The following is a 12069-nucleotide window of genomic DNA, read 5'->3' as shown; positions in this document are numbered from 1 at the left end:
TGAAACGCTACCCGCATCTTTCGGATGCGGGAGAAAATTCCCTTGATGCGCTTAGTAAAGCAAGATACGTAAGGGTAGATACCTACTAATTTCTTTTTTTTTACGTTAATTTTACACTCCTTCTCTACAATGCTCCTTGAAAATTGAATCAAGGAGAGCCAATGCGAAAAATGATACTGCTTGGAATCGCCACCTTTTTGGGAGCAGCCGATCTGCAGCAAGTGATTGAGAGTCCCGATGCGTCTGCCATTTTAAAAAAAGATGCCCTTCCCTCAGCCAAAACCTATGTGATGCCGCAGGGGTGTATCAGTGATGATCCCGCAGCGATTGCACGCGGACAATACATTTTTCATAATTTGAACGGAAAAGAGACAAAAGAGCCCGCACCCGAAGGGCTGGTCAAAATACTTCCTGACGGGAAAGAGAAACAATACGGCAACTGTGTCGCCTGTCATAATATCGAAGGGGCGAAAGGGTACGGAAATATCGGTCCGGATCTGAGCAACTACAAAGCGCTTTATATGGACAGCGGGGTACGGAACGGTACTTTTGTGTACCAGAAAATTGCCGATCCGCGTGTGGATAATCCGACATCGCACATGACGGTGAATTTGACGAACGGCTTGATGAATGAGCGCGAAGTGTGTGACCTTGCCTCTTACATCGTATCGGTTAAAAAGTAAAGTTCTGTCTCGATAGAGACAAGCTTCAGTGCCATAGCGGCTAGCGTAGCCGGCGGGGTTTTACCTCGTTGGCGTTTAAATGATGAATTAAGGAGAAAAAATGGAACGTCGATCATTTTTAAAAAGATTTGGAGCGGTAGCGGCATGTGCAACTCTCCTTCCCCATGTAGCAAGCGGTGCGGACGAAGCAAAAAAAGTGGTAAGTCCGAACGAGATGAATTACGATACCGCTGTTTCGGCCATTACGGGGGGAAAGCCGTTGACTCCCTCATCTAAAGTGACCCTCTCGGCCCCTGAGATTGCAGAAAACGGTGCGGTTGTGCCGGTAAAAGTAACGGTTGAAAGCCCGATGAGCGATAAAGAGTATGTGAAAGCAATCCACGTTTTGGCATCGAAAACGGCAATGTCCGATGTGCCAATATCTATTTGACCCCGGCCAACGGAGAGGCGTATTTCGGAACCCGTGTGAAACTCGGCGGAACTCAGGACATCGTGGCGATCGCGGAGATGAGCGACGGAACGTTCCTGAGCACGAAACAAAACGTCAAAGTAACGATCGGCGGATGCGGTTGATTTAGAATCAACGTCATTCCCGCGAAGGCGGGAATCCAGCTGGATCCACGGACCAAGTCCGAGGATGACGGCTATTTTCAGTTATAAACTGACCTTACGCAGCTTGTCTAAACAAGTGCGACAAGGTTAGTAATCTCCCGCATCCGGAAGATGCGGGTAGCTTTAGGGGGTTGTAGGGACCCTAGTCCCTGCCACTTTACGGGCTTTGCCCGAAAAGTGCGTAACATCAGTTATAAAAAAGAAGATTAAAGGAAAACACTATGAAAACACTGATTAAAATCAAACCGAAAACCTACGCGGCAGGCGAGATTATTAAAATCGATTTTATGGCGATGCACCCGATGGAAACCGGGATGCGTAAAGATAAAGATACGGGGGCCCTGATTCCGGCTCACTATATCGATGAAGTCAAATTCATGTTCAACGATAAATTGATCACGAAGATGGTGATCTGGGAATCGCTGTCGGTAAATCCTCTGATGAGTATCAGTTTTAAAGTTCCCTCCGCAGGGACATTAAAAGTTATTGCCAAAGACAATAAAGGTCAAAGTGTCGAGACCAGCTCCGAAATTACCCCGAAAGGATAAATGATGCGTACTTTGTCTATTTGTGCGGCACTCCTTTCCGTGGCACTGTGCGGTGCGCTCAACGCGGAAGAGAAACTGAGTATGAGCGATGCCGATAAAAAAATGTATGCCGAACTGGTTGACAACAACCCTGCCGAGATGGACGTAGCCGAGGGGGAACAACTCTTCAGCGCCGCGATCGGTACCGAAGCCTACGCGAAAATGGTCGGGGTCAAAGAGAAAGATCTTCCCGCTTACATTGCGGGCTTTCCGCGCTACGTCGAGGCGGCTAAACGGGTCGTAACGTTGTCTCAAACGATCCAGATGGCGATGGCGGATCGTTCTCAAGCGGTTCCGAAACTCGAGAGCAAAGAGATGCTGAAAATGACGACGTACCTCAAATCGCTTGCCAATGAGCAAAAAACCAACATTGATGTCAAAGCCAACAAAGCGATGAAAGAGATGATGGCACTCGGACAGGACGTATTTGAACAGCGACGCGGCGGACGCGGTCTTTCGTGCAACAGCTGTCACAGTGCCGATATCGTCGGACAGCGTCTACGGATGCAGCCGCTTCCCGATTTGGGTGCAAGTGTCACCGCTGCTGCGGGGACATGGCCGGCGTATCGTATGACCAAAAGCGAAACGACCCTGTTGGACAAACGGTTTCAGCAGTGTATGGATAACGCCCTCTTAGCCAAAATCCCCCTCGGTTCCAAAGAGATGGTGGCCCTTGAAGTCTATATCACAAACAAGACCAAAGGCAACGCCATCCAAGTTCCCGGCGTGAAGCGATAGGGGTCGGTTATGGATGTATCACGACGAGATTTTTTCCATATAGCCGCTGCCCTCGGGATCGGATTGCCGGCAGCCGCTTCGGCGGCATCGGCTCCGAAACGGGTTGATGAAGTGGGATTAAAAGAGATTTACAGTTTTAATGCAAAAGGGAACGTAACGCTGCTGCACATTTGCGATATGCATGCGCACATCAAACCTCTCTATTGGCGCGAACCGTCAACCCTGATTTCGGCACCGAACCTGACGGGAACCCCCGGGTTTTTGTGCGGTGAATCGTTTTTAAAACACTACGGGATGAAGGGAAAAACCCTCGACGCCTATTTCGATACTTTTATGAATTTTGACGCGTTGGCCCATAAATTCGGGAAGATGGGGGGGATCGCCCATATGAAAACCCTCATCAATCATATCAAAAAAGAGCGCGGAGCCGATAACGTATTGCTCCTCGATTCGGGCGATACGTGGCAGGGGACCGGTGTGGCTCTCAAAACGACCGGGGAGGCGATCGTCAAGGCGCAGAATTATCTGGGGGTAGACGTCATGGTCGGCCACTGGGAATTTACCTACGGCAAGACACGGGTTCGCGAACTCATCGAGATGCTCAATGCCAAATTCATCTCCCAAAATATCATCGGGGACGATTCGTTTGCCGATGATTTCGAAGAGCTGATTTTTGAACCGTACACGATCATGGAGCGCGGCGGAGCGAAGATCGGGATTATCGGACAGTCGTTTCCGTTTACCTCGACGGCAAATCCGAAAGAGTTTACCCAAGGGTGGAGTTTCGGATTGCGTCTGGATACCCTTCAAACCTACGTCGATAAATTGCGTCAGGAAGAGAAAGTGGACTGTGTCGTCGTCTTGTCGCACGACGGGTTCAGCGTCGACCAGGAGGTGGCCCGTCAGGTGAAGGGGATCGATTTTATCCTCAGCGGCCATACCCATGACCCCTCTCCGCAGCCGACGGTCATCAACGGCACGGTCATCGTCATCGCGGGAAGTCACGGCAAATACGTCGGACGCCTCGATATCGATATCAAAAACCATAAGGTTAAAGGGTACGAGTACAAACTGATCCCCGTAGCGGCAAACCTTATTCCGGCCGATCCTGAAGGGGTCGAACTCGTGAACGCATTGTACGCACCGCATGAGAAAGAGTTCGGGGAAGTGCTTGGCGTGACGAAAAACGTCCTCTACAAACGGGACACTTTCCATTCGCCGTTCGATGAACTCATCAACGATGCGATTATCGATACGATGGATTCGGATATCTCCTTTACTCCGGGGTATCGTTGGGGGACCACGGTACTGGCGGGGGATCCGATCACGATGGATGACGTCTACGGGATGACGGCGATCACTTATCCGAACGTGTATACCTTTGAACTTATGGGGAAACATATCCGAAGTTTGCTGGAAGATATCGCCGATAACGTGTTCAATCCGAACCCTCTGTACCAGCAGGGGGGAGACATGAGCCGCCTCGGCGGTGTGACTTACGATATCAAGATCGGTGCTCCGAGCGGAAAACGGATCACGAATATCCTAGTCAAAGGGAAACCTTTGGAGGATAAAAAAATCTATAAGGTATCATCATGGGGCGGAAACCTGCAAAATGCGGGAACCAATCTCAAAGAGCAGCTGACCCGTCCGGTATACGATGTGGCGGCGGCCTATATCCGTCGCCAGAAAAATGTTAACATTAACGGAAACAGTAATGTTAAGATTCTGGATTACGATTGCGGCTGCCCACGCAAGGGCTCAAAAAGCTGCTAGGCAGTTTTAAGATTATTTAAGGAGTTAAGATGAAATTAGTCAATCTAAGTATTGCGGCAGCGGCTACTTGTCTGTTAGCGACATCGGCATACGCACTCAAAACCGAAGACCGTAATGTTAAAGGGAATTATCAAGTAGAATACCTAAAAGCTCCGGGCGCGGTAAACTCGATCGGTGAGATGTTTACCGGGGGTGAACTCTACGGACGCCTCCGCTCAAACTCATTTTGGTGGGATTGGGATAACCAAAACAATGGAGTTACGGCGGATAACAACATGTGGGGTCTTGGCGGAAGTTTGGTCTATAAAACCGGTTTTTATAAAGGATTCGGTGCAACGGTAGGTTTTTACGGAACAGTTCCCTTGCATAATGATAATAAGGATGGCTTTAACCCGACTGCAAACTATGGAAAAGCGGGTAAAGATACCTACCATACCCGTGCCGACGGTAGTGAAGGCTCTATCGGTGTTTTTGCGGAAGCGTACGGCGAATACAAAGCCGGCAAAACAGACGTAAAAATCGGTCGCCAAGGGATAGACAGTATCATGTTGGCAACGAATGACACAAAAATGGTTCCCAATACCTTTGAAGCAGCCGTAATCGAAAACAAAGATATCGCCAATACGACGGTTCGTGCCGGTTATATCATGTCTCAAAAACTTCGTGACCACCAAAACTTTCACAGTCTTATCGCTTTTGAAAAATACAATGAAAATGATGATTCGGGTGCGCACAAAGGGTTAACGCCCGCTTTAATCAGCGGTGCGGGTGAAGATGTAAACCCTGAAATGGTATTGCTAACGGCACAAAATACCTCCATCCCTGATTTGAAATTGAATGCAGAGTACGTAGGGGTGAACGGTTTTGTCAATACCGCGATTGCCGAAGCGAATTATAAAATCAAAGTGAGCGATGGATGGACGTTGACCCCGGGGATTCGTTACCTTCGTCAAATGGATGACGGTGCCGGTGCCATCGGCGGTGCTTCTCTGAGCGGTAAATTTAAAGGCAATACCTCATATACCGGAGCAAAAGGTGGCTATACCGATCCAAACAGTGCGGATGGAAGTATTATTATGGGACGTTTGGTAGCCGCTAACGGTCCGTTGGAATTGACTGCCGGATATTCCAAAATCTCCGATGATGCCGATATCATCGCTCCGTGGCGCGGATTCCCGACGGGTGGATATACCCGTTCAATGGCGCAGGTAGACTGGATTGCCAACACGAAAAACTGGGCACTAAAAGCCGTTTATGATTTCGGAAAAGCGGGTCTTGTTTCAGGGTTCAAAGTGGCCGCCGATTATGAAAATATGAATTTCGACGATGCTAAAGCAGCTACCTCCGGATTTACCGATCGTGATATTTTTCACGTCGATATGTGGAAAACATTTAAAGCGATTCCAAATGCCGAGTTTAAACTCCGTTTTGCAACCGTCGATGCGCAGCCATCCACGGTCGGCGGTATTGATTACAACTCGTACAACGAATACCGTTTCGAAATTAACTACCTCTTCTAAAGGATCGACCGATGCGCCGGATACTGTTGCCGTTACTGATCGCCGCGAGTGCCGGCGCATACGAGTTTGATCTCAAACCGAAAAATGTCGCTCCGGGTATTACCTGCTTTTTCGGCGAACCCGAAGTGATGAATACGACGAATAACGGCAATATGGTCAATACCTGTTATATCGATACGAAAGAGTCCTATGTCGTCATCGACAGCGGCTCATCGTACGCGTATGCCGAATCGGGCTATAAAGCGATGCAGCGGATCAAACCGTTGCCGGTGGCATGGGTTATCAATACCCATGTTCATGACGACCATTGGCTGGGAAACGGATTTTTTGCCCAAAAGGGAGTTAAGGTTTTGGGTTCGGACGATTTTGTACATAACGCAACCATCGATTCTCCTACCCGAATCCAAACCCATATCTCTCCCGAAGCGTACGCCCTGACCGTTCCGATACTTCCCGATACCCTGATCCATTCGGATCAAACCCTTCGGGTGGGGGATCAGGAGATTGAACTTCATCTGATGAAGAAAAAAGCCCATAGCGAAAAAGATATGGTGATTTTTTTACCTAAATTAAAAACTCTCTTTGCCGGAGATTTGGTCTTTAACGACCGTATCCCTTCCCTCAACGGAGGAAATATCAACGGGTGGATTGACGCACTGGATGCGTTGAGAGAATTGAATGCCACGACGATCATTGGAGGACACGGTTACCGTACCGACGCTAACACGACGGAGATGACCTATAGCTATCTCACCCGGATGCGCTCGGAAATCCGCAAGGCGCTCGAAGATGGGGTGGGAATTGATGATGCGGTCCAAAAAATCACGATGGAGGAGTTTAAATCTTTGCGGATGTATGAGACGCTGCACCGTGCAAATGTGGAAGCCTCGTATCGGCTACTGGAGTGGGAATAATGATGAAGCGGTTGCTGTTTTTTGGGTGTTTGTTTTCGACCCTTGCGTTTGGGGATGTCCGTTTTGCCGAACCGATCCCTTCCATCGATAAACCCCGTGAAGTGGTAATGGGGATCAGTAAAGGGGATGATGAATCGATTCATCATGGTCTTAGTACGGCGAACAATGTCCTTAAATTTTACGGTCCTGAAAAAATCCACTTGCGTATCGTTGCCTATTATCACGGTATTCGCACGCTTTTAAAAAGTGAAAAAGAGATGGCTTTACGTGTGCGGGCACTACAGCAATACGGGGTTGAATTCGTCGCATGCGGCAATACGATGGAGACCAAAAAAATCCCCGCATCGGCATTGACCGACGATGTCGAGATCGTCAGCGCGGGGATTGCCGAAGTGATCGAGCGCGCCACTGAGGGCGCATTTTACATTCAACCTTAGGAGTTAACGATGAAAATTCTTTTTATATCAATCATGGCGGGACTTTTATCCCTTTTTGGCGGTGACCTGCACCTTTTTAGTGTTCCCAACGCAAATGGAAAATACAATGCATCGGTTGTTGAAAAAGCCCTCGAAGCAAACGGATTTGTCATCTCGGGCAACAGTGAGATGAACGAACCGTTTATGAAACAGTTTCAGCAGAGTGATTTTACGGCGTTTAATCTGTTGACGGTTTTTCATAAAAAATATGCGGCTTCTTTGGTGAAAGCGCATCCGGACGGCGGAATATTTGTTCCGATGGGAGTGGGGATTTATCAGCGAAAAGGGGATAAAGAGCTTCACGTATCGGTTCTGAGTGCGCAGGCACAAAAGAAGATCGCCGGATTTGATGCCCCGGAGTTTGCGTTGATCGAAAAAGAGATCCTCGCAACTCTCAACAAAACCCTTCCGAAGGCAAAACACACCTTCAGTGAAACATCGCTCCCGGCACAGGGGCCGCTGCTCAGCCGGTTTGTCCGTCCAAGCGATGCGCTAAGCTGGAAAAATGACAAGGAAGAGGTGGAGATGATGATTGAGAACGGATTAAAACCGGCCGGTTTCGTGATGTCAAACTTTACCGATTTCCAATCCGAATTGAGTGCAAACGGTGCAGAGAGCCCTTTTGATTTTTACGACACCTATTCGATCTGCAAGCTCAAAGTGATCTATACTGTGGCCAAAACGCGTCCGGAAGCGGCGGCTTTCGCACCGTGTACCTTAATGGTCTATAAGAAAAAAGATGCGGATGAGATGGTGATGGGATTCCCCGGCGTCTACAACTGGATGAGCAGTTCACGGGTCGAAGATGCCGATGCCAAATCGGTATTGATGCAGGCTCAAAAAGATTTTGAACAGGTTTTAAAATCGGCTACGGAGTAAATCTCCGCAGCCTCGATAATGATTATTACTGATGACTGCGATGACCTGAATCTCCCTTTTTTCAGATGTTTCGATTTCTCTCCTAAAGTACAACAACTTCGCAGTCATCCCTAATAATCCATTGAATTTCCGGCTCTGCCGATGGATTTTATTTGGCCTAAAAAAGGTATAATCCTCCCCATTTTCCTGTTATGGCAGGGTTGGAGGAAGCAATGCTACTTTCGCAGATCGATGCAGCAAATCATATCGTATTGATTGTACACCAAAATCCCGACGCTGATTCGCTGGGGGGGGCATGTGCCTTTTATTCCCACCTTCTTCGGGGAGACAAAAAAGTGACCCTCTTTTGTGCTTCCAAAGGAGTCGATCCCAATCTGGCGTTTCTCCCCTGGTTTGATAAAATAACCGACCGTTTTCCGCAAGGTGCCGATTTGATGATCAGTTTTGATTGCGCTAACCGTGATCGGTTGGGGTGTGAGGCCTCTTTGCCTTTGATCAATATCGATCACCATCGGAGCAATGACCTTTTCGGAACGATTAATCTGGTCAATACCGCCGCTATCAGTACGACGGAGCTCCTTTATGATTTTTTTATTGCCAATGATATAAAAATCAATGGTAAAATGGCGCTTTCGCTTTACGCCGGGCTTTTAGATGATTCGAAATGTTTTAGTTCCGCTGCTTGCTCCTCCAAAGTCTTTGCACTTGCCCATGATTTGATAAAGCTGGGGGCGGATCATGCGGTATGCGTAGAGTGGATGTATCGGCGCCGTTCATTGGCATCGCTTCGGCTGCGCGCTATTCTTTTAAAAGAGATGCAGCTTCATGCAGACGGGGCTCTTGCCCTTTTTGAGGTAACTACCCGCCATCTGGAACAAAGCGGTGCGACACTCTATGAGTGCAAGCAGGTGTTGGAAGAGGCGCTTGAGCTGGCGACCGTGCGAGCAGCGCTCATGCAGATTGAACATCCGCAAGGGGAGGTGAGGATTTCACTTCAAACCGATGGGACGGTGGATGCGTCGAGTATTATGGCATTGTCCGGCGGCGGCGGACACATTAACCGAGCAGGTACGAGAATCGAGAGAAGCGATAAAACGGTTTTAGATGAGATTATACAGAGGATAAAAAAGGAGTTGATGTGAGAAGAGGGGCAAAAGGTTCGGGAATAATCGGATGGATTTTGAGTGGATTGGTCATCGGAGGGATCGGATTTATCGCGTTCTCCCCTAAATTTGAGAGGGAAGACCCGAAATTGATTCTGAGCCACAGCGGGTATTGGAACTTTAAAGACCCGATTCAGGTGAAGGTTGAAGATGCAAGCGGCTTAAAATCGTTTAAAGCGACCCTCTTCACGCCGCATGACGATTGGGTTGTCGTTGATGAGAACACCCCAAGCACCGCCGATAAAAAAACCTTTACGGTTCTCCCTCCAAAAGGGGTGCGCAGCGTTGAGTCCGAATCGGTAACGTTAACCATCGAAGCGACCGATAACAGCTTGTGGGGGATGTTTATGGGCAACACCCTCAAAGAGGAACTGACCCTGGTGATCGATCAGCGTCGTCCGGTTCTCTCGATTATCGCCAATTCCTATAAAATCCAAAAAGGGGGGTCGGCGATCGTTATTTTCAAAGCAACCGATCCGCATCTGCAAACGTTGAAAATCGAGACCAATTACGGCAAAACATTTATGGCGCAGCCGTTTATGAAAGAGGGGTATTACGCCTCTTTACTTGCCTGGCCGGTCCAGAGTGAAAATTTCAGTGCGACCGTAGTAGCACGTGACAGTGCGGGAAATGAGACGCGGGGCTCTGTTCCGCTGCGGTTGAAAGACCACGTTTACCGTACGTCGAATATTGAACTGAGCGATGCCTTTTTGGACGGCAAAATTGCGGAACTGGCGAACGAATACGAGCAGACGGCAGGGGTAGATGACCGGTTGGAACAATTTCGTATCATCAACGAAAAAGTACGTGCCGACAATGAAAAAATTATCCATAAAGTGACCTCGAAAGTCTCCAGTAAAATGGTTGTCGATTTCAATCCGGCACCGTTTTATCCGCTGGCCAACGGACAAAAAGTCGCCGATTTCGGGGATCACCGGATTTACAGCTATAAAGGGCAGGAGAACATAAGCCAGGCGTACCATATGGGGCTGGATCTTGCAAGCGTTCATAACGGACCGATCAAATCTTCAAACGGCGGGAAAGTTGTTTTTTCACAACCCAACGGCATTTACGGAAACCTTCCGATTGTTGATCACGGATTTGGTCTTTATACGTTGTACGGCCACTGTTCCGAAGTCCACGTGCAGGAGCATGATGCCGTTGCCGCAGAACAAGAGATTGCCAAAACCGGGTTAAGCGGGTATGCAATGGGGGATCATCTCCATTTCGGTATTTTGGTGCAGGGGATTGAAGTGCGTCCGGAAGAGTGGATGGATACCAAATGGATTGCCGATAATATTACCGGTGTTATCGAGAGTGCAAAGCAGTATATTAACCAAAGATAAAAAAACGGTATAATAGGTCTTAAAAAGGAGAAAACGATGACGATGCAAACAACCATCGGCAAAAGTGTCGAACTTGTCGGAATCGGGCTGCATAAAGGGGTTCCCGTCCGTTTGCGTTTGGAACCGCTGGGGAGTAATAGCGGCATTGTTTTTTTCCGAAGTGATGCCGGCGTTTCGATCCCTCTCGCCCCCTCAAACGTTATTGATACCAAAATGGCGACCGTCATCGGAAAAGAGGGGGTTTTTATCTCGACGATTGAGCATATGCTCTCGGCGATTTATGCGTACGGTATTGACAACCTCCGTGTGATTGTGGATGCGGACGAGATACCGGTAATGGACGGTTCTTCGATGAGCTTTTGCATGCTGCTGGATGAAGCGGGGATCGTGGCTCAGGATGCTCCGAAAAAAATTATGCGGATTAAAAAAGAGGTTGAGGTAAAGGAGGGGGATAAATACGTCAAACTCTCCCCCTCCAATGACCTAAGTTACGATTTCACGATTAAATTCCAACATCCGGTCATCGATAAGCAAAGTTACATTTTGAAATTTACCAAAGAGAATTACAAAAACGAAATCGCACGCGCCCGGACGTTCGGATTCGTCCATGAAGTGCAGTATCTCCGCTCCAAAGGGCTTGCCCTGGGGGGGAGTCTGGAAAATGCCGTCGTTTTGGATGACAAAAAGGTTCTGAATCCGGAAGGGTTACGATTCGGGGATGAATTCGTACGGCATAAAATTCTCGACGCGATTGGTGATATGTCGCTGATCGGGATGAATTTTATCGGCAATTACGAAGCATTTGCGGGGAGTCACGATCTGAACCACAAATTGACGTTGGAACTTCTCAAAGATCCGGCCAATTATGAAATTGTTGAATTGGTCAGTGCCGAATCCAAAGAGCTGGCAAAAGCGTATGCATGAAGCGGTCGTGATCGCCCTCTCCTCACCGGTTCTCGTAGGGGTATACGAGAACGGCGAATTGATCGAAGAGATTTCAACGGAGGCGATGAGTTCGGATGCTCTCCCTGAGATTTTTGACACCCTTTTGAAAAAATATCACGTTGAACGTCTGGTATATGCCAAAGGGCCCGGTAGCTTTATGGGGATCAAAGTGACCTATCTTTTTCTCCAGACCGTGAGCATCGTTAAAAAAATCCCCCTTTTGGCGACGGATGCTTTCTTTTTTAACGAAAATCACCCCATCAAAGCAGTTGGAAAGCTCTATTTCGTTAAAAATAGCAATACAATTTCGATGGTGCCGTTGGAGAATCCGCTCCTCAAAGGATTTACCCTTCCTCGGACGATAAGCTCGAAAAATTTTGATACCGATAATGCCCCGTATTACGGAATTGATGCGGTAGGATAAGGATAG

General features: G+C 48.2%; 12 protein-coding genes and 1 pseudogene. All 13 read left to right on the top strand.

The window, feature by feature from the left end:
- Positions 1-161: 161 nt before the first annotated feature.
- The 13 genes and pseudogenes from soxX (at position 162) to M0P91_RS07935 (ending at position 12063) form a co-directional block, all read left to right on the top strand.
- The gene (gene soxX / locus M0P91_RS08000) at positions 162-683 is read left to right on the top strand and encodes a sulfur oxidation c-type cytochrome SoxX (RefSeq protein WP_295066245.1); all 522 of its coding nucleotides are present in this window, start codon (positions 162-164) and stop codon (positions 681-683) included.
- Between the two features lie 100 nt (positions 684-783).
- Positions 784-1256, top strand: a pseudogene (soxY, locus tag M0P91_RS07995) (thiosulfate oxidation carrier protein SoxY).
- Between the two features lie 260 nt (positions 1257-1516).
- Positions 1517-1843: a thiosulfate oxidation carrier complex protein SoxZ gene (gene soxZ, locus M0P91_RS07985; protein WP_295066242.1), complete on the top strand. Its 327-nt coding sequence runs from the start codon at positions 1517-1519 to the stop codon at positions 1841-1843.
- Positions 1844-1846: 3 nt separating this feature from the next.
- Positions 1847-2620: a sulfur oxidation c-type cytochrome SoxA gene (gene soxA, locus M0P91_RS07980; protein ID WP_295066241.1), complete on the top strand. Its 774-nt coding sequence runs from the start codon at positions 1847-1849 to the stop codon at positions 2618-2620.
- A gap of 9 nt (positions 2621-2629) precedes the next feature.
- Positions 2630-4396: a thiosulfohydrolase SoxB gene (gene soxB / locus M0P91_RS07975; RefSeq protein WP_295066240.1), complete on the top strand. Its 1767-nt coding sequence runs from the start codon at positions 2630-2632 to the stop codon at positions 4394-4396.
- 29 nt (positions 4397-4425) lie between these two features.
- Positions 4426-5916 (top strand): OprD family outer membrane porin, encoded by a 1491-nt coding sequence (locus M0P91_RS07970; RefSeq protein ID WP_295066239.1) that lies wholly within the window; start codon positions 4426-4428, stop codon positions 5914-5916.
- A gap of 11 nt (positions 5917-5927) precedes the next feature.
- Complete coding sequence (locus tag M0P91_RS07965; RefSeq protein WP_295066238.1) at positions 5928-6830, top strand: MBL fold metallo-hydrolase; 903 nt, start codon at positions 5928-5930, stop codon at positions 6828-6830.
- A 2-nt stretch (positions 6831-6832) separates the two neighbouring features.
- The gene (locus tag M0P91_RS07960) at positions 6833-7267 is read left to right on the top strand and encodes a DsrE family protein (protein ID WP_295066237.1); all 435 of its coding nucleotides are present in this window, start codon (positions 6833-6835) and stop codon (positions 7265-7267) included.
- Positions 7268-7276: 9 nt separating this feature from the next.
- Entirely contained in the window at positions 7277-8185 is a 909-nt protein-coding gene (locus tag M0P91_RS07955; protein ID WP_295066236.1) for a DUF302 domain-containing protein, read from the top strand.
- 191 nt (positions 8186-8376) lie between these two features.
- Entirely contained in the window at positions 8377-9327 is a 951-nt protein-coding gene (locus M0P91_RS07950) for a DHH family phosphoesterase (RefSeq protein WP_295066235.1), read from the top strand.
- On the top strand, positions 9324-10694 hold the full coding sequence (locus M0P91_RS07945; protein WP_295066234.1) for a M23 family metallopeptidase: 1371 nt from the start codon (positions 9324-9326) through the stop codon (positions 10692-10694). The genes M0P91_RS07950 and M0P91_RS07945 overlap by 4 nt, the downstream gene beginning before the upstream one ends.
- Before the next feature lie 42 nt (positions 10695-10736).
- A complete protein-coding gene (gene lpxC, locus M0P91_RS07940; protein WP_295066306.1) occupies positions 10737-11618 on the top strand; it encodes a UDP-3-O-acyl-N-acetylglucosamine deacetylase in 882 nt (293 codons plus the stop codon).
- Complete coding sequence (locus tag M0P91_RS07935; protein WP_295066233.1) at positions 11611-12063, top strand: hypothetical protein; 453 nt, start codon at positions 11611-11613, stop codon at positions 12061-12063. Before lpxC ends, M0P91_RS07935 begins: the two co-directional genes overlap by 8 nt.
- Positions 12064-12069 lie beyond the last annotated feature (6 nt).

This window comes from Sulfuricurvum sp. (assembly GCF_023229695.1).
Classification (GTDB): domain Bacteria; phylum Campylobacterota; class Campylobacteria; order Campylobacterales; family Sulfurimonadaceae; genus Sulfuricurvum.
This window is presented reverse-complemented; position numbering and strand designations above follow the sequence as displayed.

What these genes read in the sequence shown, in the direction of transcription:
- soxX (WP_295066245.1), top strand. Translation starts at nt 162, where the DNA reads ATGCGAAAAATGATACTGCTTGGAATCGCCACCTTTTTGGGAGCAGCC.
- soxZ (WP_295066242.1), top strand. Translation starts at nt 1,517, where the DNA reads ATGAAAACACTGATTAAAATCAAACCGAAAACCTACGCGGCAGGCGAG.
- soxA (WP_295066241.1), top strand. Translation starts at nt 1,847, where the DNA reads ATGCGTACTTTGTCTATTTGTGCGGCACTCCTTTCCGTGGCACTGTGC.
- soxB (WP_295066240.1), top strand. Translation starts at nt 2,630, where the DNA reads ATGGATGTATCACGACGAGATTTTTTCCATATAGCCGCTGCCCTCGGG.
- M0P91_RS07970 (WP_295066239.1), top strand. Translation starts at nt 4,426, where the DNA reads ATGAAATTAGTCAATCTAAGTATTGCGGCAGCGGCTACTTGTCTGTTA.
- M0P91_RS07965 (WP_295066238.1), top strand. Translation starts at nt 5,928, where the DNA reads ATGCGCCGGATACTGTTGCCGTTACTGATCGCCGCGAGTGCCGGCGCA.
- M0P91_RS07960 (WP_295066237.1), top strand. Translation starts at nt 6,833, where the DNA reads ATGAAGCGGTTGCTGTTTTTTGGGTGTTTGTTTTCGACCCTTGCGTTT.
- M0P91_RS07955 (WP_295066236.1), top strand. Translation starts at nt 7,277, where the DNA reads ATGAAAATTCTTTTTATATCAATCATGGCGGGACTTTTATCCCTTTTT.
- M0P91_RS07950 (WP_295066235.1), top strand. Translation starts at nt 8,377, where the DNA reads ATGGCAGGGTTGGAGGAAGCAATGCTACTTTCGCAGATCGATGCAGCA.
- lpxC (WP_295066306.1), top strand. Translation starts at nt 10,737, where the DNA reads ATGCAAACAACCATCGGCAAAAGTGTCGAACTTGTCGGAATCGGGCTG.
- M0P91_RS07935 (WP_295066233.1), top strand. Translation starts at nt 11,611, where the DNA reads ATGCATGAAGCGGTCGTGATCGCCCTCTCCTCACCGGTTCTCGTAGGG.